Source organism: Bacillus aerius (assembly GCF_029894105.1).
GTDB lineage: Bacteria > Bacillota > Bacilli > Bacillales > Bacillaceae > Bacillus > Bacillus altitudinis.
This window is the reverse complement of sequence record NZ_JARYHO010000001.1, coordinates 2,208,392-2,233,109: the sequence shown is the minus strand read 5'-3', so window position 1 is coordinate 2,233,109 and position 24,718 is coordinate 2,208,392. Positions and strand designations below refer to the sequence as shown.

Annotated in this window: 26 protein-coding genes; 24 read left to right on the top strand and 2 right to left on the bottom strand. The window is 42.7% G+C overall.

Translation table 11 applies throughout. The annotated features are described in order from the left end of the window. The first annotated feature begins 82 nt into the window (after positions 1-82). The 9 genes from dxs to M2353_RS11435 all read left to right on the top strand — a co-directional run bounded on the left by dxs (position 83) and on the right by M2353_RS11435 (position 10,520). Positions 83-1,984 carry a 1-deoxy-D-xylulose-5-phosphate synthase gene (dxs, locus tag M2353_RS11475; protein ID WP_284725451.1) on the top strand — a complete coding sequence of 634 codons (1,902 nt, stop codon included), beginning with the start codon at positions 83-85 and terminating at the stop codon, positions 1,982-1,984. Continuing rightward, the gene (locus M2353_RS11470) at positions 1,981-2,835 is read left to right on the top strand and encodes a TlyA family RNA methyltransferase (protein WP_284725450.1); all 855 of its coding nucleotides are present in this window, start codon (positions 1,981-1,983) and stop codon (positions 2,833-2,835) included. Before dxs ends, M2353_RS11470 begins: the two co-directional genes overlap by 4 nt. Positions 2,836-3,202: 367 nt before the next feature. Next, entirely contained in the window at positions 3,203-3,652 is a 450-nt protein-coding gene (gene ahrC / locus M2353_RS11465) for a transcriptional regulator AhrC/ArgR (protein ID WP_007501163.1), read from the top strand. 34 nt (positions 3,653-3,686) lie between these two features. After that, on the top strand, positions 3,687-5,420 hold the full coding sequence (recN, locus tag M2353_RS11460; protein ID WP_284725449.1) for a DNA repair protein RecN: 1,734 nt from the start codon (positions 3,687-3,689) through the stop codon (positions 5,418-5,420). Positions 5,421-5,618: 198 nt separating this feature from the next. Beyond that, positions 5,619-6,896, top strand: coding sequence for a SpoIVB peptidase (gene spoIVB, locus M2353_RS11455; protein ID WP_284725448.1), 1,278 nt, complete (start codon positions 5,619-5,621; stop codon positions 6,894-6,896). A 282-nt stretch (positions 6,897-7,178) separates the two neighbouring features. Further along, a complete protein-coding gene (spo0A, locus tag M2353_RS11450) occupies positions 7,179-7,982 on the top strand; it encodes a sporulation transcription factor Spo0A (RefSeq protein ID WP_008342226.1) in 804 nt (267 codons plus the stop codon). A gap of 135 nt (positions 7,983-8,117) precedes the next feature. Beyond that, positions 8,118-9,092, top strand: coding sequence for a tyrosine-type recombinase/integrase (locus M2353_RS11445; protein ID WP_284725447.1), 975 nt, complete (start codon positions 8,118-8,120; stop codon positions 9,090-9,092). Positions 9,093-9,252: 160 nt separating this feature from the next. After that, complete coding sequence (locus M2353_RS11440) at positions 9,253-9,981, top strand: helix-turn-helix domain-containing protein (RefSeq protein ID WP_284725446.1); 729 nt, start codon at positions 9,253-9,255, stop codon at positions 9,979-9,981. Between the two features lie 2 nt (positions 9,982-9,983). After that, positions 9,984-10,520: a site-specific integrase gene (locus tag M2353_RS11435; RefSeq protein ID WP_284725445.1), complete on the top strand. Its 537-nt coding sequence runs from the start codon at positions 9,984-9,986 to the stop codon at positions 10,518-10,520. A 920-nt stretch (positions 10,521-11,440) separates the two neighbouring features. On the opposite strand, the gene M2353_RS11430 is transcribed toward M2353_RS11435, so the two are convergent. Further along, complete coding sequence (locus M2353_RS11430; protein WP_284725444.1) at positions 11,441-11,689, bottom strand: helix-turn-helix domain-containing protein; 249 nt, start codon at positions 11,687-11,689, stop codon at positions 11,441-11,443. A 157-nt stretch (positions 11,690-11,846) separates the two neighbouring features. Here M2353_RS11430 and M2353_RS11425 point away from each other — a divergent pair, with 157 nt between their 5' ends. After that, on the top strand, positions 11,847-11,987 hold the full coding sequence (locus M2353_RS11425) for a hypothetical protein (protein ID WP_284725443.1): 141 nt from the start codon (positions 11,847-11,849) through the stop codon (positions 11,985-11,987). A 210-nt stretch (positions 11,988-12,197) separates the two neighbouring features. Then, entirely contained in the window at positions 12,198-12,509 is a 312-nt protein-coding gene (locus M2353_RS11420; protein WP_284725442.1) for a hypothetical protein, read from the top strand. Between the two features lie 200 nt (positions 12,510-12,709). On the opposite strand, the gene M2353_RS11415 is transcribed toward M2353_RS11420, so the two are convergent. Then, complete coding sequence (locus tag M2353_RS11415) at positions 12,710-12,937, bottom strand: helix-turn-helix domain-containing protein (protein WP_034622472.1); 228 nt, start codon at positions 12,935-12,937, stop codon at positions 12,710-12,712. Between the two features lie 93 nt (positions 12,938-13,030). Here M2353_RS11415 and M2353_RS11410 point away from each other — a divergent pair, with 93 nt between their 5' ends. The 13 genes from M2353_RS11410 to M2353_RS11350 all read left to right on the top strand — a co-directional run bounded on the left by M2353_RS11410 (position 13,031) and on the right by M2353_RS11350 (position 24,506). Further along, on the top strand, positions 13,031-14,200 hold the full coding sequence (locus M2353_RS11410) for an AimR family lysis-lysogeny pheromone receptor (RefSeq protein ID WP_284725441.1): 1,170 nt from the start codon (positions 13,031-13,033) through the stop codon (positions 14,198-14,200). A 298-nt stretch (positions 14,201-14,498) separates the two neighbouring features. Next, the gene (locus M2353_RS11405; RefSeq protein WP_284725440.1) at positions 14,499-14,978 is read left to right on the top strand and encodes a hypothetical protein; all 480 of its coding nucleotides are present in this window, start codon (positions 14,499-14,501) and stop codon (positions 14,976-14,978) included. Positions 14,979-15,086: 108 nt separating this feature from the next. Further along, positions 15,087-15,209, top strand: coding sequence for a hypothetical protein (locus M2353_RS11400; RefSeq protein WP_284725439.1), 123 nt, complete (start codon positions 15,087-15,089; stop codon positions 15,207-15,209). After that, on the top strand, positions 15,202-15,747 hold the full coding sequence (locus tag M2353_RS11395) for a sigma-70 RNA polymerase sigma factor region 4 domain-containing protein (RefSeq protein ID WP_284725438.1): 546 nt from the start codon (positions 15,202-15,204) through the stop codon (positions 15,745-15,747). Before M2353_RS11400 ends, M2353_RS11395 begins: the two co-directional genes overlap by 8 nt. Before the next feature lie 17 nt (positions 15,748-15,764). Continuing rightward, on the top strand, positions 15,765-16,301 hold the full coding sequence (locus M2353_RS11390) for a hypothetical protein (RefSeq protein WP_284725437.1): 537 nt from the start codon (positions 15,765-15,767) through the stop codon (positions 16,299-16,301). 1,480 nt (positions 16,302-17,781) lie between these two features. Continuing rightward, positions 17,782-18,006 (top strand): helix-turn-helix domain-containing protein, encoded by a 225-nt coding sequence (locus M2353_RS11385; protein ID WP_284725436.1) that lies wholly within the window; start codon positions 17,782-17,784, stop codon positions 18,004-18,006. Continuing rightward, positions 17,996-18,928, top strand: a complete 933-nt coding sequence (locus M2353_RS11380) for a hypothetical protein (protein WP_284725435.1) — start codon at positions 17,996-17,998, stop codon at positions 18,926-18,928. The genes M2353_RS11385 and M2353_RS11380 overlap by 11 nt, the downstream gene beginning before the upstream one ends. A 35-nt stretch (positions 18,929-18,963) precedes the next feature. After that, entirely contained in the window at positions 18,964-19,440 is a 477-nt protein-coding gene (locus M2353_RS11375; protein WP_284725434.1) for a hypothetical protein, read from the top strand. A gap of 103 nt (positions 19,441-19,543) precedes the next feature. Then, a complete protein-coding gene (locus M2353_RS11370; RefSeq protein WP_284725433.1) occupies positions 19,544-20,116 on the top strand; it encodes a hypothetical protein in 573 nt (190 codons plus the stop codon). A gap of 22 nt (positions 20,117-20,138) precedes the next feature. Further along, positions 20,139-20,849 (top strand): hypothetical protein, encoded by a 711-nt coding sequence (locus M2353_RS11365; RefSeq protein WP_284725432.1) that lies wholly within the window; start codon positions 20,139-20,141, stop codon positions 20,847-20,849. A 234-nt stretch (positions 20,850-21,083) separates the two neighbouring features. Beyond that, entirely contained in the window at positions 21,084-21,416 is a 333-nt protein-coding gene (locus M2353_RS11360; protein WP_284725431.1) for a hypothetical protein, read from the top strand. A gap of 58 nt (positions 21,417-21,474) precedes the next feature. Further along, positions 21,475-21,702: a hypothetical protein gene (locus M2353_RS11355; protein ID WP_284725430.1), complete on the top strand. Its 228-nt coding sequence runs from the start codon at positions 21,475-21,477 to the stop codon at positions 21,700-21,702. Further along, complete coding sequence (locus M2353_RS11350; protein ID WP_284725429.1) at positions 21,699-24,506, top strand: phage tail tape measure protein; 2,808 nt, start codon at positions 21,699-21,701, stop codon at positions 24,504-24,506. The genes M2353_RS11355 and M2353_RS11350 overlap by 4 nt, the downstream gene beginning before the upstream one ends. Positions 24,507-24,718 lie beyond the last annotated feature (212 nt).

Genomic DNA, 24,718 nt, shown 5'->3' with positions numbered 1-24,718 from the left:
CTCTTATTCCTGAATTGGTTTTCATAGGAATAAGGCATTATATATGTAGATAGAAATTTTGTTGAAAGCGAGTTGATCCTGATTGGATCTTTTATCAATAAAAAATCCAACGTTTCTAAAAGGAATGTCAAATGCAGAATTAGAGGAGCTGAGTGCGGACATTCGCACGTTTTTAATTGAGTCGTTAGCGAACTCTGGTGGGCACATTGGTCCAAACCTTGGTGTCGTTGAACTTACTGTTGCACTTCACAAAGTATTTGACAGCCCGAAAGACAAATTTCTTTGGGATGTTGGACATCAGTCTTATGTTCACAAGCTGTTAACTGGAAGAGGCGCCGAGTTTGATACACTTCGTCAATATAAAGGGCTCTGCGGTTTCCCTAAACGAAATGAAAGTGAACATGATGTTTGGGAAACTGGACACAGTTCAACCTCATTATCTGGTGCAATGGGAATGACGGCAGCGCGTGATATTAAAGGAACAGATGAATACATTCTCCCGATTATCGGCGATGGTGCACTAACCGGCGGTATGGCGTTAGAAGCACTGAACCATATCGGGGATGAAAAAAAAGACATGATTGTGATCTTAAACGACAATGAAATGAGTATTGCGCCAAACGTTGGTGCGATCCATACAATGCTTGGCAGACTACGTACAGCTGGTAAATACCAATGGGTAAAGGATGAGCTTGAATACTTATTCAAGCGTATCCCAGCAGTAGGCGGGAAGCTTGCTGCAACAGCAGAACGTATCAAGGACAGTCTGAAATATTTGCTTGTCTCTGGTATGTTCTTTGAGGAAATGGGCTTTACTTACTTAGGACCAGTAGATGGACATTCCTATGAAGATTTGTTTGAGAATCTTGAATACGCAAAGAAAACAAAAGGCCCGGTTCTCCTTCATGTCATCACGAAAAAAGGAAAAGGCTATAAGCCGGCCGAATCTGATAAGATCGGCACATGGCACGGAACAGGCCCATACAAAATCGACACAGGTGACTTTGTAAAACCGACAGCAGCAGCACCGTCATGGAGTGGTCTCGTCAGTGAAACCGTCAGAAAGCTGGCACGGGAAGATGAGCGGATTGTCGCAATTACACCTGCAATGCCCGTTGGCTCAAAGCTTGAAGGATTTGCAAAAGAATTCCCTGAGCGAATGTTTGATGTTGGAATTGCAGAGCAGCACGCTGCAACAATGGCAGCTGGACTTGCTACACAGGACATGAAGCCATTTTTAGCGATTTATTCAACGTTCCTCCAAAGAGCCTATGACCAAGTGTTGCATGATATTTGCCGTCAAAATCTCAATGTGTTCATTGGAATTGACCGTGCAGGTCTTGTCGGTGCAGATGGAGAAACACATCAAGGTGTGTTTGACATTGCTTTCATGCGTCATATGCCGAATATGGTTCTCATGATGCCAAAGGATGAAAATGAAGGACAGCATATGGTCAACACAGCCATTCAATATGATGATGGTCCAATCGCCATGCGCTTCCCGCGTGGAAATGGACTAGGCGTCAAAATGGATGAACAGCTGAAAACCATCCCAATTGGTTCTTGGGAAGTTCTTCGTCCCGGGAAAGATGCTGTCATTTTAACATTCGGTACAACCATTAAAATGGCGCTGCAGGCAGCAGAAGAACTGCAAAAAGAAGGAAAATCAATCCGTGTTGTCAATGCACGTTTCATTAAGCCTCTTGATGAAGGCATGTTAAATGAGATACTGTCTGAAGGTTTGCCAATTTTAACAATAGAAGAAGCGGTGCTTCAGGGTGGATTTGGCAGCAGCGTATTAGAATATATTTACGACAAAAAAGCGTCTCATATAAAAGTAGAACGTATGGGCATTCCAGATGAATTTATTGAGCATGGAAGTGTCGATGCGCTACTTGAGGAAATTGGACTGACGAAAACACAGGTTGCTGAAACATTACGTGACCTGCTTCCCGCAGCACCAAGAAAAGGAATTGGATCATGACATCAAAGAAAGAACGACTTGACGTTTTATTAGTCGAACAAGGACTAATGGAAACGAGAGAGAAAGCAAAACGCGCCATTATGGCAGGGATCGTTTACTCAAATGAAAACCGTTTGGATAAGCCAGGAGAAAAAATCGCTCGTGATACCCCGCTGACTGTGAAGGGGAATCCGCTGAAATATGTCAGCCGAGGTGGGCTAAAGCTCGAAAAGGCACTTCAAGATTTTGATTTAACCGTTGAAGGAAAGCTTTTAATTGATATCGGCTCATCAACAGGGGGATTTACAGATTGCGCACTCCAAAATGGAGCAGTCAAATCCTATGCTGTGGATGTTGGCTACAATCAGCTTGCGTGGAAATTACGACAGGATGATCGGGTGATCGTCATGGAACGCACCAACTTCCGCCATTCTGTTCCGGCAGATTTCACCGAAGGATTACCAGAGGTTGCATCTATTGATGTATCATTTATCTCGCTCAAACTCATTCTTCCCGCATTAAAGCATATTCTTATCCCAGGCGGCGACTGTATTGCGCTAGTGAAGCCGCAGTTTGAAGCGGGCAGAGAGCTTGTTGGAAAAAAAGGCATTGTGCGAGAACCTTCTGTACACCTTGGTGTGCTAGAAGAAATGAATCAATTTGCTGCAAAAGTAGGCTATGATGTAAAGGATGTTTCGTTTTCACCGATTACAGGCGGAGATGGAAATATCGAATTTCTCCTCCACTTGGTCCTGCATCCCGATCAAGAAGAGAATACGGCACTTCCAGTATCTGAACTTGAAAAAGTCGTCAAAGAAGCCCATGCCGTATTGAAAGAAAAGAAAAACAGTCCTGAGCCGGCTGACACATGAATTATTGAAACAAAAGGAATAATAGCTCGCTATTATTCCTTTTAGATTGTTGACAAAGGGCTAAAATGAACTTGATTTTAGCCCTTTGTCTTCTTTTCAGCGTGATAGAAAACCTTTGCAGCCCTAGGAAGGACGAGTACTGGCGCGGAGCGAATTTGGAATTCGTGAGCACCAGAGCGCAGGACTGACAAAGAATGCGAGGGTTTGTCTACATGCTGAACGGAATAATCGCTCGCTATTTTTCTTTTTTACATGGTCAAAAGATCAGAATTGACCGTTTCTCACGTAATGCTTGTTTTTTGAAGTGTGCATCATATAACATAGAACGTAAAGACAAACTGAGATTCTAACGTCTAGGGGGGTCAAAATGAACAAAGGTCAAAGACATATTAAGATTAGAGAAATTATCGCAAGCCAAGAAATCGAAACACAAGACGAATTAGTCGATATTTTGAAAGCGGATGGATATAACATCACACAGGCGACCGTATCAAGAGATATCAAAGAACTGCATTTAGTCAAAGTGCCAACAAATAACGGAACATATAAATACAGCCTTCCTGCAGATCAGCGGTTTAACCCGCTATCGAAATTAAAGCGTTCCTTAATGGACGCATTTATTAAAATGGATGCTGCCAGTCATTTAATCGTTCTAAAAACAATGCCTGGGAACGCTCAAGCCATCGGTGCTTTAATGGATAATTTAGATTGGGAAGAAATTATGGGAACCATTTGTGGGGATGATACCATCTTAATCATTTGCCGCACGCCAGACGATACGGATACCGTTTCGTCCAAAATTTTAGAGCTTCTATAAAGAGATCAGGTTTACAAAAAGAGGTGTCAAATGAGTGTTAGCAGAACTAACCATTAAAAACTTTGCAATCATTGAGGAGTTAACGGTTTCGTTTGAAAAAGGACTCACAGTTCTAACAGGGGAAACAGGTGCCGGAAAATCAATCATGATTGACGCTGTCTCACTTCTCGTAGGGGGAAGAGGATCATCCGAATTTGTCCGTTATGGCGAAAAAAAAGCAGAGCTGGAAGGTCTTTTTCTTGTACCAGCAGATCATCCTGTATTTGCTCTTTGCCAGGAACAAGGAATTGATGCATCTGATGAAATGATGATTCTTCGCCGTGATATCAATCAAAGCGGGAAAAGCATTTGCCGCATTAATGGTAAGCTTGTCACCATCTCGCTTTTAAGAGAAGTTGGTCGGCTTTTGCTTGATATACATGGACAGCATGATAATCAGCTGTTAATGGAGGATGAAAATCATTTGCATTTGCTTGATCAATTTGGAGCAGAAGAAATTGCACCTGCTCTCTCGCAGTATCAAGAAGCGTATGATCAATATATGAAGACGGCGCAAAAACTCAAACAGCTGTCTGAAAATGAACAGGAAATGGTTCACCGGTTAGACTTATTGCAATTTCAGCTGGAAGAGATTGAGGCGGCACAATTAGAGTCTGGGGAAGATGAGAAGCTTCAAGAGGAACGCCATCAAATCAGCAATTTTGAAAAAATCTTTTCCTCGCTTCAAAACGCGTATAATGCTCTGCGTAATGAGCAGGGAGGACTTGATTGGGTTGGGATGGCTTCAAGCGAGCTTGAGCAAGTTTCTGAGATCAATGACGATCTGAAAACGCTCTCTGAGCAAGTGTCAAACTCCTATTATTTATTAGAAGATTCTACTTTTCAAATGCGCAGCATGCTTGATCAATTAGAATTTGACCCAGCCCGTCTTGATTTTATTGAGTCTAGGTTAAATGAGATGAAGCAGTTGAAGCGAAAGTACGGCACAACCGTTGAGGAAATTTTAGAATATGCGGCTAAGATTGAAGAGGAGATAGACCAAATCCAAAATCGAGACAGCCATTTGCAGACACTTAAAAACAAACTTGATGCGATAAGCCGGGATGCATTGCTTGAAGCGCTTAACGTGTCAGAGCTCCGTAAAAAATGGGCGAAAAAACTGGCGAAGCACATTCAAGCTGAATTGAAGGATTTATATATGGAGAAGTCTTCTTTTGATACCGCTTTTACGATTCGATATGCACCTTTTGGCAGTACGGACTGCCCGCTTTTAGATGGAAAACCCGTACAGCTCGGGAAAAATGGCATAGATCAAGCGCAATTTGTCATTTCTACAAATCCGGGTGAACCGATGAAATCTTTGTCAAAAGTAGCATCTGGAGGAGAAATTTCACGTGTCATGCTGGCAGTGAAAAGTATTTTCTCAGCGAAACAAGAAGTGACGTCCATTATATTTGATGAAGTGGATACGGGTGTTAGTGGCAGAGTCGCACAAGCCATTGCTGAAAAAATTTATAAAGTAGCAGCAGGCTCACAAGTACTCTGTATTACCCATCTGCCGCAAGTTGCAGCAATGGCTGATACACATCTTTTTATTTCAAAACGCGCTAAAGCTGGTAGAACAATGACGAACGTCAAACCACTCAGTGATGATGAAAAAGTGAGTGAAATTGGCCGAATGATTGCTGGTGTAGAAGTCACTGAGCTCACAAAACAGCATGCAAAAGAATTACTGCACCAAGCAAATGATGTCAAAACGACAGGGTAGCTGAAACAACAGCTGCCTTTTTTATATTGTCTCATATTCGCCGTATATACGCATGAAATCGTCTTTTTCTTTTATCAATTTATCCAATCATTTTCTAAAGGTGTCGGTTATAAATCCTCGCTAAGAAGGCAAAAGTAAAGATGTAGCCAAAACATTAATGTTCTGGTGTGGGTAAGGAGCGAGGAGAGTGAAAAATGAATGCCCGAAAAGATGAGAAAAGCCATTGGTGTGATTCTCCTTGTTTCTTTAATAAGTACAGGGTTTATGAGCATAGTGAAGGAATATATCAGCATTCCAACAACTGTCGCAGTATTTGAACACGAGAAGCATTCGATTGATACATCCATTGAAGCGTCAGCCAATGCTTCTTCACCAGCCTTTAGTCTTTCAGAGAAAAAGAATCAACTTGAAGTAACCGGACAAAAGGCGGGAAAAGCCGAAATTGTTTATGATCTTAAAGGATTTCCTATTAAGAAAACAAAAGTCGATGTTCTTCCCGAATTAAAAGTCATTCCTGGAGGACAATCCATTGGCGTCAAACTCCACTCTGTCGGAGTTCTCGTTGTCGGTTTTCATCAAATCACAACAGCAGACGGCAAAAAATCACCAGGTGAAGCTGCAGGCATTCAATCAGGGGATATGATCATTGAGATCAATGGTCAGAAAATGGAGAAGATGAATGACCTCACCCCATTTATTCAGAAAGCCGGAAAAACGGGGGAAACCCTTCATTTACTCATAAAAAGAGACCATAAAACCTTTCAAACGACATTAACACCCGCGAAAGATGCAAGTGAAGGTACTTATCGAATCGGTCTTTATATTCGTGATTCCGCAGCAGGAATCGGGACGATGACCTTCTTTGAACCATCTTCTAAAAAATATGGCGCCCTTGGGCATGTGATTTCTGACATGGATACAAAAAAACCAATCGTAGTCGACAATGGTGAAATTGTCAGATCAACTGTCACATCCATTGAAAAAGGGACAGGAGGCAACCCTGGAGAAAAATTGGCCAGGTTTTCTTCCGAAAGAAAAACGATAGGTGATATTTCACGTAACAGTCCATTCGGTATATTTGGTACGTTAACCGAAAAACTTGAAAATCATGTAGCAGACAAACCACTTCCAGTCGCATTATCAAGTGAAGTAAAAGAAGGTCCAGCCGAAATATTAACGGTTGTGGACCATGATAAAGTAGAGAAATTTGATATTAAAATCATCAGCACAACACCGCAAAAATTCCCGGCAACAAAAGGAATGGTGCTTAAAGTAACAGATGAACGCTTATTAAGCAAAACGGGCGGGATCGTTCAAGGAATGAGCGGAAGTCCGATCATCCAAAATGGCAAAGTCATTGGAGCGGTCACTCACGTGTTCGTCAATGACCCGACAAGCGGATACGGCGTACACATTGAATGGATGCTGTCAGAAGCAGGGATTGATCTTTATCAAAAAAACAAAAAAGCAAGCTGATGAAAACTGCCGCGAATCTTCCGGCAGTTTTTTTCTACCCTTTCTTTCTCTTCCATCATGTTATAAAATAAGGAAAAAGAGATTTTTCGACAAAATGGAAAACAGTGTGTTGTCAAATTGCAATAATCGTCGATTCATTAAGAAAAACGTAGAAAAAGCTAGATAATGCTCTATTATTCGGAAAATTAAACTTTTTTAAAGGGGATAGCATGGTTTTGTCGAATTGAACACTCAGAAGAGAAATGCAAAAGACTAAGGAATCGACATTGGGGAGGAAAGAACGTGGAGAAAATTAAAGTGTGTGTAGCTGATGACAATCGAGAACTTGTTGGCCTTTTGACAGAGTATATTGAGGGACAGGAAGATATGGAAGTACTTGGCGTGGCGTATAATGGTCAGGAATGTCTGACATTATTTAAAGATAAAGAGCCCGACGTTCTCCTCTTAGATATTATCATGCCTCATTTAGACGGTCTTGCTGTACTGGAACGCCTCCGTGAAAACAATGAAATGACCAAACAGCCAAGTGTCATTATGCTGACGGCTTTCGGACAAGAAGACGTAACGAAAAAAGCAGTCGATTTGGGCGCATCCTATTTCATTTTGAAACCATTCGATATGGAAAACCTCGTAGGTCATATTCGTCAAGTCAGTGGAAACGGCACACAAGTCAGCCATCGATCTTCATCTATCCAAAACAGTGTCCTTCGCAGCAAACCTGAACCGAAACGTAAGAACTTAGATGCGAGCATTACGACGATTATTCATGAGATTGGCGTGCCAGCTCATATTAAAGGTTATTTATACTTAAGAGAAGCCATTTCAATGGTGTACAATGATATTGAACTACTCGGCAGTATTACAAAAGTATTGTACCCAGACATTGCAAAGAAATTTAACACGACAGCCAGCAGGGTAGAACGAGCGATTCGTCATGCCATTGAAGTGGCTTGGAGCAGAGGGAATATTGACTCCATTTCGTCACTCTTTGGTTACACAGTCAGCATGTCAAAAGCCAAACCGACCAATTCCGAATTTATTGCCATGGTGGCTGATCGTCTGCGTTTAGAGCATAGAGCAAGCTAACGGTGTTTATAGACGGTTTACTACTCGGTAAATTCCGATAAACTACGTTAACACACCGATAAATATTCGCAAACTTATACGATAAACTTTTACGTCCGCTAATTCCGTACAAACGGGTATTAGGGGGCGTTTTTTATGTTGGATGATCTCGATTTGCAGCTCGATAACTTCATGCTTTACTGCGATTCAAAAAACCTCGCAATCAAAACGAAAGCAAGCTACGAACAGACGTTGCATTTGTTTCTCGCTTATCTACGCGAAGAACACAAAATTGATGAGCCGAAAAATATAAAAACGGTTCATATACGCAGTTATATAAAGTATCTTCGCGAAAGGGGCAAATATACCGTCGTGGCTCGCGAGAGTTCGAAGTCGTTAAATAATCCGCATAATAGGACCGATCACAGCAAGCCGCTATCCGATACGACCATAGCGAATTATCTTCGTAATATTAAAGTGTTTTTCTCATTTCTTTTATCCGAAGGTGAGATCCGCGATAACCCGGTTAAGAACGTGCAGAGAATTAAGCCGAATAGAAAAAAGAAAAAACTGCTTTCGGAAGAAAATTTACGCCTGTTTTTTAGAGCGTTTGACACGGCAACTTTTTGCGGTTATCGGAATTGGATGCAAGCACGCCTATTATTAGATACAGGAATGCGCGTCGGTGAGCTTGTAAATCTACGTTTAGAGGATATTGATTTCAGAAGGAAGACGATTTTGTTGTCCGATCCTAAGAACGGAAAACAACGATTCGCTTTTATGTCGCTAAAAACTATGCGGGATATAAAACGGTGGCTTCGGTACCTAGAACGCTACACGAATTCGGAATTCATCTTTCCGACAAATAGGGGAGGTAAGCAAAGTATAACGGGAGTTGAAAAGAACTTTACGATCGCATCAAATAAAGTAGGACTTTCCGTCGCGCCTCACCATCTTCGTAACAACTTCGCGAAATATTACTTATTAAACGGCGGAGATATAACGACGTTATCGACTATACTAGGTCATTCTTCTGCTGAAGTTACGCGACAAGCCTATCTTGATTTTGATGACGATGAGGTAGGCCGCATTTATCAGAAACACGCGCCATTAAATAACATGCGCATATAAAAATACAAAAAAAAGAACGCTCACCAACCGAATAAATCCGGTAAGTGGAACGCCCTAACCCTGCTTCCAGTATATCGGAAAAAAGCGTACGAGTCAAACGCTTATTTAAGTGCGCCTTAATTTCGAAATGGTCTGCGTTCTCCTAAAGGGAGCGACGAAAATGTACACGAAAGAATCCGCTAAAATGGCCCAATTCCGCTCAATTGACGAGCTAAATGGCGCCATCCGCACGCACATCTACCGCAATAAATCCAACCTATCACCGTCAGCAATAGACGTCTTGAAGGTGCTATCGCGTCACGCAGTCAAAACGCCAGGCGTTGCGTGGCTGAAGATCGATTCCATAGCGTCACTAATCGGCAAGCACCGTACTACAATTATACGCGCGATCAAGCGCCTAGAAACTCTCGGCATTATTCGTAAAGAAATAAAATACCGTCCTGTTAGCGGAGGTAACGGCGCAAATATGTACGTCATCCTAGCGCCTGCGCCTTCTAGTGCTACTCCGCAAATGCAACTCCGCCAAGATGCGGCCAAGCCTACGGAGACTAAGGCGGATCGCCCAAAATCCGAAGACGAAGCCGTTATTCTTAAAAGCAAAAATAATTTACTAAGTAATACGTATGCTGCGTTCAGAAATGTCATTGATTGCTTTGTAACCGATCGGCGTCTAACAAGCCGTCTATATGGCGTGTACTTGGCGCAGACGTCCGCCCTTAAATCTGCATATGATAAGTCTTTGCTAGATGAAATCGGCTTGAATGCGCTTCGTATCGCTTTTATCGGTGTTAAACGGAAGCATATACGAAATATTGTCGGATATTATAGTGGGATATTAACGAATCTGTTCGATAATCTTTACCGCAGGGAAATCGAAAGGGGCGCATGAGAATGGCGAATACAGTTGACGCAATCAAAAATAAACGAGATATAGAACGAATGAAGAAGGCGCTCCACGGCCGCGATCTAGTTATGTTCGTACTAGGCGTATCGCTGGGCCTCCGTATATCTGACTTGCTAACGATTAAAGTCGGCGACCTTCGAGGACAGTCGCATTTAACTATCAAGGAAGGTAAGACGGGAAAGACTCGCGATATCAAGTTGTCATCTACGGTTGTTAAGCTGGCGCAGAAGTTAGACGGAGACGACGATTCGTATGTATTTCAGTCGCGCAAAGGTATTAATAAACCGATCAGTCGCGTTCAGGCCTACCGTGTCTTAAATGCGGCCGCCGAAAGAGCCGGAATAAATATCGATATAGGTACGCACACACTTCGTAAAACATTCGGGTATCAGCTTTATTCGAAAGGTATAAACATTACGCGGATTATGAAAGTATTCGGCCATAGTTCGGAGGCTCAAACGTTGAAGTATATCGGCATAACTGCGGATGAGATTGACGCAGCATACGAGGCTATCGAGATATAAAACACCAAGCAAGCGCCTCCCGCGGACAAGGCCGCCTAAAACTCAGGGGGTTGCGCCATGTTACTGTATTACGGACTGTAGGGGCTGCGCATAATGGTCGGCACACTGCGACATAAAGAGGCGTCAAGCCGCGTCCTATCAACGTTTATGTGACGATAAGTTACGTGGACAGGACGCCTTAACGGTGTGTGTTACGTATCGACGTGTAACATACGAAGACGAACCGTTTATGCATGATCTTATACAGTCGGGCCGGCATAGGGCATCGGGGAGCATACAGGCGTGGCGCGGTTTATACGTTGCATAAAAACAATAGTAGTCATTGCGAAGATAAGAACGTGACAAACGTTATCATACCAATGCTTTCGTACGCTCGCGAATGTAACAAAAGGTGATTCTGTTACGTTCATTATGCGTTTTTATGTATAATTTATTCATTTTCGCGATGAAACGAAGGAAAGAGCCGCCCGCCCCCAAGCGCCCCAAACAAAAACGCGGAATCTAGTAAACAAAACTTGCGCACAATTTTTTAAACTCGGAGGGATTCGAACCCCCGGCAGACGTGGTACCGGAAACCTATTGCGGAACTTATTACGATTCTTACTACGAAAGCCTTACGTACACTTATTTCGGATACGGTCCGTATTATTTCGGACACGAAACCGGAATGTAATCAATGCGATTATACACCGATTGAATTTGTTAAGTCAATAAGTTCCGATGTCATCGCAATTTGCGATAAGATGCCCTCAATCTTAGCGTATCATAAATTACTCCGCTTCGATAAACGACTCGAACGCCGCCAATTTACTACGCATTTTCCTACGTTTTGACTCGCTTGCTGCGCGCTGGAACGCAATATATACGTAGTCATCAAAACGGCTAATTTCGTTCAATTTCGTAATAAAAAAGACCAGCCATTACGACTGATCATCGGTATCATTCGGAACAAATTCGACTATGTCTTCGATGCGACAATCAAGATAATCGCAAAGCTGCGCGATAACGGTCATAGCTACAAATTCGCCAGCGGAGATTTTAGCGACTGTATTAGGCGAGAGTCCTAACTCATTACGAAGGTCCGTTTTCTTTTTATCCTTCCTGATGAGCATGTGTTCTAACGGCTTGTACGATGGTTTTAACCTAATGTCCTTTTGACGTCTAGTCATATTAACACCTTCCTTTGTCCATATTGTATAACAAATAATACATTTTGTCCATTTTTAAAAATATTTCGTATATGTTGTTGACTTAAAATGTATAACAAGTTATACTAAGTATAGAAAGTCATACAAAAAGTATGGCAAGAAAGGAGTGAAAAAATAATTGATTGAACTGGCAACAAAAATATCCGTACTCATAGGCGCATGGCTCGGAATTATTAAGATTTCATTAGAGCTAATCGCAATGAGAAAAAAGAAAAAGAAAAAGCGACGGTCTCCCGCCAAGAAGAAACGTCGCAAGTAAACGGACGGGGCGATAAGCCCCGGTTCAATCAATTATACCACATATGAAGAAATTCTATACTTTTGATTACTTGATACTTCTCGCGCTCGGCTTTTTGATCGCATCAATGACCTTCAGAAAAATATCTACGCTTGACCAAATAATTATTGCAACCACATCTCTATACGCATCACTACTTATTATGAAAGTGATTAAAGGGAGGAAATGAAAATGAAAAAAGATTTGATTAAGGCTGAACTTGTATTTTATGATTTTTACGGGCAGGGCGCACATTTTCGGAAGGAAAAAGATTTAGTCCACTTAGGGGATGGTCTCGCGATAGGGTACGAAGAGGGCAACGGTCTTGCGCTTTATAAGATGGCGGGCGTTCCTGGCGCCTGGGAGATCGGCGACCGAGACGAAGTATTGTTCCGAATTGACGACGAAAACGAAGCGATCGCAGGTCGTTCTATAGAGGAAATCGCGCAAATGTCGGTTGTCGATTTTATGGTTATGGCATCGCGCCGTACGGTTTCTCACTGAATACGGAAGCCTTACCATAAATTACACGTAAATATTTAGATTTATTCGACAAATTACGACTACAATGTCGATGGGTTTAGTGTTATATTAAGAACGAAATAGAACGGAGGTTCCCTTTGTGTCGGAAATATCGACGGAATTGTTGTACGAACGTACAACTTTCGGGTGACGGGCGTGTTTGACCCGCCAGCGACCGACATCTAATCATACTCAATCCATTCGTAAAGGTCGTCAATGGTGCAATTAATCGCAGCGGCTATGGTTTTCGCGGTATCAAAATTCATGCCACGCGTGCCGTTGACGTACTTCGAAATAATGGACTTATCGTAGCCAGTTCTATCGGCTAGTTGCGTTTGAGTATAGCCACGCTCACGGAGTCGGTCGCTAAGTAAACATCTACCTCGACGATACTTAACCGTAACAAACACCTCCGCATAGCTTATATCGGGGCTATACGGTTCAAATTATACCTTATAAAAGACCAAATATAAAAGAGAGATACCAAAAAGAGGGGGATTCATTTGTTTAGTATTCGCGATGATGTGTTTAATACAATGGAAGATCGTGATTTAAGTTTAGAGACGGCAGCTTCGATTCTTGAAGTTCATGTTAATTCGCTTTACAACTTTAAAAAAAGTGGTTCTATCGGATTCCGAACATTACTTAAAATTGCTCAAATGCTGTATGGTACAGACTATCACGATATTATGAGGAAGTGGTGCCTTCTTTTGAACACTACCGAATCAATAAAACATTCATTCGAATACGCAGCAATAAAAAGGGATTTGGTTCTGCTGAAAGAGATTATAAATTTAGCTGAAGATGATCCGTCGTTACTGCTTTACACAAAAGTCTATAGCGCTATCTATGCTTATATGACTGACGAAATATCTTTTCCTGAACTAAGAGGAGTTCTGAAAAGCATTAAATGTGCGAAAGATAAGGATATATCTCTTTTGATAAAGATTTATAATTGCTATGTGCTGTATTATGATAAAGATTTCTTGAAAATGGTTACTGAAGCCAGTGACATAGAAAATGAGCTTCGCGATTATAGAGGAGAGCGTCGGCAGTTTTTCAAAGAATGTTACTTGTATAGGCTCGCGGAAATCTTGATGCCCGTTCATCTTCATTTCTCTAACTTTAAAGAAGTTCGTCACTATGCGGAAATGATTATTTTTGCAAATGCCTGTTCAAAAACTGTTTCCGATGCATATTTTTACTTAGGTATGTCTTTTGTCCTAAGTGATAAAGGGAAATGCCTTCTTTATATGAATAGAAGTAGAGAATTGATGGAGGGAGTAGATAAGTCTAAAATGGTAAAAGAGGCGGACATAGATGTATATCTAACCGAACTTTATTTCTCGGTAAAAGAGGGGGGAGAAATACCAGACGTGTCCCGTCTTACGAACGAAATGGCGCTAGGTGACAACTCGGACTTTATCATGTACTTTAAGTTCCGCAGCGAAAACACGCTTCAAGCATGTTACGACGGATTTTCGTATTTTTTTAAACAAATGAACTGTCTTTTCGCAAACATGATTGCCGATGACTTATCTACGTTCGGTGTAGACGATATTCAAATTCAAGCATTAAAGTCAATTAACTTCAGCAAAGGAGAGATTAAATTTGAAAAAAACGTTATTAGTTGCTTTAACTTTGGGTGTAGTAGTGAGCTTGTTGGGGCTTGATAATCCTAAAGGCTTCAAAGATGCTAAAGGAGACAATATGATTAAAGTCGCGGAAAGAAAACCGGGCGGTTGATATGGCTAACAAAGAGGTCGCTAGATTAATTCTAGCGGCTTTTTTATTTCAATAATTTTCATTAATTACATAAAAATTCTTTTTTCTATGTTTGTGTAGTTTTCAGAATCTTTCGCCCTTCCCATGCTACTATTTACTTACAGAAGAAAACATTACTAATTCGGAGGCGAGGAAGTGGACGAACGAAAGGCGTATCTACTAACGTTAGCGATGGAATCCGGCGCAATGCCGTATATACATCATGAATCTGAAAGAATAGCGGGAAGCGTACCCGATCAAACATCGTTTGAACAACGAACATTACTATCGGTTGGTTACTGGCTAGATCGGTATAGGGAAAACGGGCGCGACAAAAGGGCGCTGATACAGCGAATTATCAAACGCGAAAGTATTACGTATCTGAAACAAACGAAACGAGCAGCAGCTTTATCTATAGAAGGAATGCGAGATGGCGGTAATATCTCGTGGGAGCCGAAAGACGTTTTAGCGGACGTCGAAAGCGAAGTTTTATTAAAAGAAAAGACCGCCCTGTTAGCGCAAGGCGATCTTCGTAAAGAAATGATATTAACGAACTGGTCACGGGGATGTACGAATAACACCGAAATCGCCATGCTGTTAGCGCGGCACTTTGGCGGCAATATCGAGGGCAATCGAAAGTACATCCAACGTTTCCGATTAAAATGCCAGCGGGAACTGGCGTCCTAATCAACTAAACCGCGAGGGCTTCGTCATATTTATGATAACCGTTTTCAATACGGTTAACAAGCGAACAAAGTACGAACGACCTCGTATGCAAATACGGGAGGGCATCAAATGAACGAAATCATGTCGGACTTCGCAATGATCGGTAGTTTTATCGGAAGCATTGCCGCGGTAATAATCGGCGGTATGTATTGGTCAATCGTAAAGGAAGAACGAGGCAATTCAAATGATTGACGCACTTGTTATCGAATATCGCGAAACCAAAAACGAGCTTGTATTTAATGAGCTATATCGGGAACTTATCGACAAACAAAGAAAAAAATTTTCCACAATAGCACGGTCGATCAACTCAAATGAAGCTGACGTGATTGCGTTATACGAAGACATATTGATGAAGTGCGTTGAAAAGTGGGACGGCATTCGACCGTTCGAACACTTGTATAAATTCAGCATGAAAAGGGCGCGCGCGAACGTCTACAGGAATCAATCGGTGCGCCGCAATAAAGAAACTATCGTCGACCCGCAGGACGTGGGAGCGGGTAAAACCGCAGGAGCAACGACAGAAGATGCCTATATTCAAAATGAGACAATGCGAGTTTTTAAAGCCATGATAGAAGACGAAATCAGCTTAAAGGTAGTTGAAACGTTTTTACAGCTCGACAAGCCGTCATATACGAAAATAAGCAGGCTGACAGGCGTAAATAGATGGAGTGTAACACGCATTCTCAAAAGACTAGATACAACTAAAAATCGCGAGCTTCTACTCGCATAAAATTCGGAGGGATACCCATGAAAACAATTTACAACGTAACTAATAAAACAATCGCAGAGGCAAACCGCATTTTTGGACTATCAAAAAAGGACGCAGCTAACGAACTAATCGGACGCGCGTACCAAGCCGTCAAAGTATATACGTTTGATTCGACGAGCGGGTCTGAAGCAGTTTACGACCACTATCCGACTAATACGCGTCTTATCATCGCAACAAATGGCGCAATCATCGGCGTTTATGAGATCGGAAAGCTACCTGGGAGCAACCGCAGCGCGTGCGAATTAGTTAGATCGACTATTCTTCGCGGCCTCAAAGTGGAATATGAGCGTCTTTACAGTCAGTGGGCGGACGTCGAAGTAACTTTCGCGCAAACGAGTCTCGAAATCGCTATGACTAAACGTGCGCAGATCGGCGAAAAGGATGCCGCAGTTTTGGTTGAATACGCGAAAAAGTTGTCCGACCTTTGCTTCGAGAATAGCAAGCGCCATAAAGAAAGAAGCGAATTACATCGCGAACTTATCGAATTGGAACGCGCCTTCGTTCCGTATCTTTAAAGCAGTAAAATTGCACGAAATTTAGAAGTTTTAGAAGCGGCCGAGGCTTAGTATACTCGGAAGACCTAAACGGCTTAATTTCGTGTGATTTTGTTTCATGGCGAACGCCGTGTATCGTCTACCCATATACGGCTAATCCGTTAACATCATTATTTGAAGTGCTAAGGCTTCATGTGGTGAAGGGTACTGCTCCATGTATCATGAATGACACAGGGTTTCAGTGTGGCGAAAACAGAACACTTCATAACGTATATTTATACGATTATATGTATGTATATGCTTAGGTTAAACGTAGTCTAGCCGTAATTGCTTGCGTTCATTCTCAATTAAAGCGTCCTAACTGATAATCAATACGACTTCATTCGTACAAAATCGCCAAAAGTACGACTTTATTCGTACAAGCGAAAACGGGGTTGACGCTTAGAGCCACGTGGGGTACAGCGTTTTGAGGACGGAAATTACTTCTTATCTTCTAAATCTAAAACCTAGTGATCCGTCGCTACGCTCCGTCTCACATATACGCAATATGTATAATTAATGTATATTTGCGGACGAGGCGGAGCCGAGGGCGCTGTACTTAAATACATACGGTAGGGATAGCGTTAGTAGGACGGAGATATAAACGATAAATAAACGCCTAAGCAACGTTAATTTACTTGTGAAACATACGCTTAGTTGGCTATACGTAGTAGAAGGACGTAAATGAACGTAACATACTAACGGTAGGGTGACGTATTAATCGCATTCCTCGATAAGTACGAGAAGGCGAAATTACTTACGAGATAAAAGACTAGCGCTCAGTTAAAACCCTTCGCGCAAATACCTAATTTAAAAGATATATCTATCGCGATAAAGGATATTTGCAAGAGTAAGCGTAAGCGAACGAATTGCTTTGGTTTATGTTAGTACCACTTGTTGCGTCGGTAATGTAAATTTAGACTTCTGACTAAGATATACCAGCACTTTATAAAATGCCGTAAAACCGCGCAGTTCTAGGTGTTCCTCCACTTTTGGTAGCGACCCGAAAAACCAAGTATTCGACGGAAAAGCGACCCGAAAAACCAAGTAATTCTAATCAAATTAATCATGACCGATTTCTAAACGATAATACAGCGGACATATAAACGATAAATAAACGCCCAAGCTACGTTAATTTACCCATAATACCTACGCATAGTTGGCTATGTCTTATGAGGACGTAAATAAACGTAACATACCCGCTGATTGCGTAAATATACCCTACGTTTACTACGGATATGCTGTCTTACGTTATAGAGGGAGACACAGACGATGACTAATCGTTAAGGACTACGTAGATATACTTGTGTAACCTACGAATATGTGTCCTATATAATGAAGGTGCTTGTATGACTATTGAATATGCTGTACTACGTTATAGGAAGGATAACCCGATAATGGGTTCTTTTTTATTTGCATAGAAAGTTTATAAATAATAACAAAAATAAGGGAGGGCGCTGTAATGACACCGGAATTGTTGCGCACATTCAGAGTCACAAGAAATATGACTCAGGCTGAACTAGCCGACAAACTAGGATGTTCTACTCAGATGATCGCCTTAATTGAGCGCCAAGAAAGAAGGTTCACCGAACGAATGGCGAATCGATTCATGGTTGCGTTTAATTTAGACGAAAAGAAACTTCAAGAGATACGAAAATTAAGGGAGGCGATCGTATTTGACGAATAGAGTTATGGAGCAACGCCAATGGATGAGCCTACCAGCAGGCGTCAAGAAGGATATCTTCGGCATTAAAGCGGAAGCAACGATAAGAGACGGCCAAATCTTCAATAAACACGGCAAGGACGTCTCTCATTTAGTAGAAGTAGTTACGAAAACGTCCGGTAAACAGGTGCGTAACCTAAAAATCAAAGACGATCTGACTGCGCATGAATCTGAAAACGGTGGTTTTGTTACCGCTTTTTACAATGACGCAGTTACTATGGAAGAAAGTTTTCCAAAGCTCAACCAATCCGACCTAGCACGCTTAATGCTAATCGGTACATACACCGGATGGGGCGACGGCCAGCTAAAATATGATAATGGTAAGCCAATTAATAAAAGCGGATTAAATAATCTAGTAGGAATGAGCGCCGGTAAATTCAGAGACTTCTATAGAAAGTTAGAGGACGAGAACATTATCCGCGAAGAAAATGGCGTTATTTATATGAATCCTTGCGTTTTCTATCGCGGGGCGCATTCCGACGTCAGACAACTTACGAAAGAAATGCAGCATACAAGAATGTTCCGTGCCACAGTAAGGAATCTTTGCAAGGCGTACAACGGGCGTTCAGTAAAACAACTTGCGATCATATACTCCATTTTGCCGTTTGTAAACTTCAAATTCAATATCGTTTCATTCAATCCAAGCGAATCAAATGAGGACTTAGTAAAACCTATTCCATTAGATAAGTTAGCCGCGCTTCTTGGATACAAGGATCAAGGCCAATTTAAAAATACTTTAAACAGAATTAAATATGAAGGTAAGCCAGTTTTTGGGTTCTTTGAAATTAGTGGAGACAGAAGGAAACGAAAAACCGTTGTTAATCCTCGTGTTATATATGCGGGCAAAGGGGACTCACTGGCCGCGATTAAAGCCTTATTTAATTAAACACCACAATAAACCTGTTCTATGAGAGGTGAGTTATGAAGCATACACTATTTATTGCGAAATTTATGGACGATCGACGCTCCGTTTACTCTTATATGATAACGAACTATGAAGGAATAAAAGCATCAGGCAGTTTTGTTACATTAGGCAAACGAAACAATCAGAATACGGACTATCGAGTTCTTCAAAGAGCATTAAAGAGTGTCTCGCAGATGTTGGGCGTTGTTGACCTGAAAATTATATTCGATCAATCTCTTATACAAATCGCCTATGAAATGGTAGAAGTTGACGAGCCGAAATGCCCCGAAATCACTGAAACAACGGCGCGCATTATAAGACGTTTTAAATCATGTGAGTACGCTACGACAGATTTTTCCGACATAAATGCGATACCAGAGGAAGTATACGTCATGGATACCGCTGTTGATTTACTCTCTAAATACAGTTCAATAACAGGAAATGTGCGCCTTTTAACAAAGGAATTATTCGGTAAAAAGATATTAATATACTAGGAGGACGGACCATGATATTCGAGATGTCGAGAGGCCTCGCCGAGAAGGTTTCTAAATTAGATTCACTAAGCAAACAGAAAAAAAGAGTGAAGAAGAGTTGGCTATGCATGATGAAAAGTTAGGAGAAGAGCTAAAAAAAGCAGAGATAGAGCTAGAAGAAGCGATTATCAATTTATCAATCGAATCATCACAAGCAAATAGGTCTAAGGAGAGAAAAGCCCGGGAAAAAGTGTCCTCATTGCGATTAGAACTATCAGGAAGCAGCGAGCGTCGACAGACTGTTAGTAGAATCCTTCAGAGAGACATACTAAAGATCAAAGAAGAAGTCATGTCTGATCTGTCTGCTGAATTGAAATCTCATAAAAATACATTTGAACAAGGAACTCTTGATCGAATACGCCTGGCAAAGAAAGAGTATTTAGACGCATTAAAAGCCCATCACGAACTGATTGATGTACAGTGCCGTCAGACGTATTTTGATGTGGCAAGGTCTATCGGTGAGACTGCGTCGGCGACGTCAACTGGCTTATTTGATAAATACTATCCCAATATATACGTTAGGGAAACAACCTTTCGACATACCCCAAACGGAAATTCACCATACGGTATCGGCACCAAAGAAATACAAGACGCTTTGAGTAAAGGCATTGTACCAAAATTAAACGAAAATAATTAAAAATAGTAGAGGTGTGGAGTTTATGACAAAGATGAAAGAACTAGAAACCAATTACACAGAGCTTGCTAACATTAGAGATCAAATTCCGAGGGTATTTTTGGATATTAAGAAAAGAGTAGCAGAGAGTGAGGACGCCATCCTTCGAGATACATCATTATCGCGTGAGGCTCAATCGAAGAAGTTGTCGGAAATTAGAGCGCACCATTTCGATGAGTTAATGAAGGATCTACAGGGTAGAAATGAGCTGTACAATATTGCTGCGGATAGAGCTATTTCAGGCGCAAACGATATTATTCTGAATGAACCCGACCGACCGGCCGATGCAGAAGTAGCTGAATTCGATCGAAGTTTTCTCGCGTTAAAAAATAATTTGCTACTAGCTAGAAATACGGCTGCCGCTCTTGAAGACTTAGATAACTTTGTAGGTCAAATTAAGTCTCCATACTTTGCGAGAAGGGCATCATCAGAGTTTGCATCAATAGCAACTTCGATTATGGACAGAGACAATTCTAGTCGCGTAAAACTCAACCACATAAATTCTAAAATAAATGCTTTCGCGGATACAGATGAACAAAAGCGGGCGCGGCAAGTCAAGGAAACGGCTATTCAATTAAAAGAACGCGGCATCTCTTCGGCGTATAGTCAGTATTTCGACTCGGTTGCTAAGACATTCGGTCCAAAATTAGCCAACTACATCCACAATCCGGGAGCCTACCTGCCTCAACAAGATTAAAAGACGACATAAGCGCCTTCGGGTGTATTTTTTTTGCGTGTTTTTAGGAAGGGGAGGCGATCATCGTAATAGTTTTCGTTAAAAGTGACGAGGTGTTACTCGTAGATTCCGAGACCGGCGAAATTATGCTTCGAGAATCAGAAGGATCGAAAGACATGCGGATTTCCCGCGCCGTCATGACATGTCGTTATGCAGATGTAGGCGGAGAATTGATATACGCGAAGGGGTGATCGGATGTACTGCGTTTCCAAAGTAAACGAATTTTATGGCGATTATGGCGCCGCAGAGTCTTATTATGTTCGCGAAACTTCAAACGGCAGACTAACCGATCTTTTTAAAAATGGCGCTGCGCACATTAAATTGGAAGTTGACCGCGGGGCCTTCGCAGTTACAAATAACAACGGCGAAATTTATGTTGGTTCTACTAATTGTGAACGCGATTTTCTTGCGCTGCTTAAAAACGCAGTGTCTAGCGCCCACCTTTTAGGTGCTAACGAAGTGTACGTCTTGCCGGATATGAAGAACGCTGAAGATATGATCGAAAAATTAAGTAAGCATACTGACTAGACTTCGCGGGCGCCTTAGGGCGTCCTTTTTTATTCTATAAAGAGAGGGTGCGAATTAAATGAGTGAATCAAAACTAACCGTCACTGACCAAGAAGCCGAAGCAACCGGCAGAGCGGTCGGTGTTTTTTTATGGGCTGTGAATGAAGCAATTAAAGGGAATTTCGAACTCAGCGAGGAGCAGGCTATCGCAATAAATGACGCTCTAAGCGAGTTAGATAAGTTCGATCAAAAGGGCCTTGAGATATTATTCGAAGGGGCGGCCAAAGCTAGAGGCGATGAGTCATGAGTGCGGTTTCAGTTGGTGAAATCGTAGCGCGTTTAGAACTCGATTCTTCTCAGTTTTCTTCGAGTGTCTCGCAAGCCCAAGCGCAAATGCAGCAGATGGGCAATTCGGCCAAGTCGTTAAGCTCGCAAATGGGTCTCGTTCAAAAAGCGGCCTTAGCGGTAGGCGGCGCAGTCGTGGTCGGTATCGGGGCATCAGCAAAAGCGGTGGCAACGTTCGAGCAGCAAATGAGCGCCGTCAAAGCGGTATCGGGCGCAACGGCCGGTGAGATGAAAACGTTGACCGATCTCGCAATCAAGCTGGGCGAATCGACGTCTTTTAGTGCAACCGAAACGGCGCAGGCGACCGAGGAACTCGTAAAAGCCGGCGTATCAACTAAGGACATCATAAACGGAGGCTTAGCGGGCGCGCTCGATCTAGCAGCGGCGGGCAACTTAAATCTTGCGGATGCGGCCGAGATTGCCAGTACGGCACTAAACGCGTTCAAAGCCGACAGCTTATCGGTGTCTGAAGCGGCTGACATTCTCGCAGGCGCGGCCAACGCATCGGCAACGGACGTAGGCGAAATGAAATTTGGCTTGGCTCAAGTATCTGCGGTTGCGTCAGGAATCGGAATGTCTTTTAAAGATACGGCGACGGCACTTGCGGTATTTGCTCAGAACGGAATCAAAGGCTCAGACGCCGGTACGTCTCTTAAAACGATGCTATCGCGGCTAGAACCACAGACGAAGCAGCAACGCGAAGAAATGATGGAACTCGGTATTATAACGTCGGATGGGACGAATAAGTTCTTCGACCAAGCCGGCTCTCTAAAAGACTTGGCGACTATTTCCGGCATTCTACAGAACGCATTTAAAGGATTAACGGATCAGCAGCGGCAGTCTTCGCTACAGACGTTATTCGGTTCGGATGCGGTTCGGGCAGGTACCGTCTTCTACAAAGAAGGCGCAAAAGGCGTTGAGGATATGGCGGCGGCCATGTCGAAAGTAACGGCGGCCGAAGTCGCAAAGGTAAAGCTCGATAACTTCCTCGGATCAGTCGAAGAATTCAGCGGCGCAGTCGAAACACTCGGCATTAAGCTCGGGAACGAGTTCTTGCCGCATCTACGGAAGATAGTCGACATTGGAGCCGATTTAGTGCGGGCTTTCAGTTCGATTAATCCTAGCGTAGTAGCGACCGGTCTAGCGATGGCAGGAACGTCGGCCGCGATCGCTCTTACGGCTTCTTCTGCGATAAAACTCGGCTTCGCATTACGTGGGCTATTCGCGGCGATGGGGCCGGCGGGCTGGATCATAACGGGCCTTTCGGTGCTTGGCGGCTTGTTAGTCGGCGTCAACGCGAGTTATAAAGCGATGAACACCGTTAGCCTCGAAGCGGCAAACGCGAAGCAAAAGGAAGTCGACGGCATTAACAAAACGATCAAAGAGTACGACGGCTTGCAGGCGAAGATGAAGCTTACGAACGATGAATTGCTGCGCTACTTAGACAACAAGGACGCGTTGGCTAACGAGAAGGATTCGGCTGCGATTAAAAAGCTAAACGCAGAACAGGATGGCCTCCGTAAAAATTCGGGGCTTACTAATAAGGAGTTCGACCGGTTCCTCGAATTGAACGATCAGATCATTAAGAAGTCGCCGGAAACAGAAGCGGCTTTTTCTGCGCAAGGTAATGCGATCGCGAAAAACACTGTGGCGATGAAGGCGTTAAGTAAAGAGAAGGCGGAAGAAGTGCGCTTAGAGTTAGAGAAGCAGCACTTAATCGCCGAGCGGAATATGGAAGGTCAACTAAAAAAAGAAAAGCAGATACAACAAGAGATCAATGATGTCAGATCAGAGAGAGCTTCAAAAGAAAAGGCAGTATCAGATCAACTTAAGAGAGTCGAAGGCATTGAAAAAAGCATAGCAGAAGCAAAAGATAAAGGAGATAAAGCCACTGCTCAATCGCTTCAAGTTAATCTAGAGCAAGAAAAAAGATTACTTGAAGCTAAACGATCGGAGTTAATTAAGAGTACAGAAATCCTACAGAAAAAGCGAGAGAGTCTAGCGGAAACTCAAAAAGAAATCGGAAAACTTGATCAAGTTAAACAAAAGCAAATAGAACTAGAGCTCCGTCAAGTCGGTCTCAACGCGAAAAAAGGTCAAGGAGTAGCGGTTATTAATCAAGAGATTATGAAGCTCAGAGATGCGCGCTCAAATCTTATAAACAACACGACCGAAGCGGATAAGAAGACGGCAGAATATCGGGAGTCCTTAGCCGCAATTGAAAGCGAGCTATCGCAACTAGAACGCACGAAGAACAAGGTTATCGAAATCACGGGCCAAGCATCGAACATGAACGCTGAACTCAGCAAGGATCTTAGTAAGCGTATCACGATCATTACAACGGACGTCACACGTAAAACGGAACGAGCCGTCAGCCGAGGGCGCGGTAACGAAGGTACGTACCACGTCGGAGGCATCGTCGGCAAACCGGCTGGTAAGCTTCATTCAGGCGGAATGGCATCGAAGTTTATCGACCGTCCTATGAGTCACGAAGTTGATATCCGCGCGTTAAGGAACGAGATGGTCTTGACAGAAGCGCAGCAAGCGAACTTATTCCGGATGCTAGACGCTGGGCACACAGCGCGGATAACATCGGCAGCCGGCGGCCACAGTCCGCAAATACAGGCACACCTTTCCAGCCTCGCAACTGCCATCGAGTCACTTAAGGGGCTTTCGGTGGTCATGGAGGGTGAAGTGGTCGGGCGAATCGTCGAACCGCACGTTAGTAGACGGCAGATGGACGAAATAGATCGAAGCAGTTACTAGAGAAACATACGGCCATTGCGACTAATATTGCGTGGCCGTTTACATATTTACGTTGATGCCGATATAAAGAACAGCGTATAATAAATTCATACATAGAAGGGGGATAATTCCATGATTAAGGTATTTCCGAAAGTCCTATTCGTTCTTGCGTGGGTATTGCTGGCGGTAGGTATATTAACGAATATAGAAAATACGATGTATTATAACGCTAC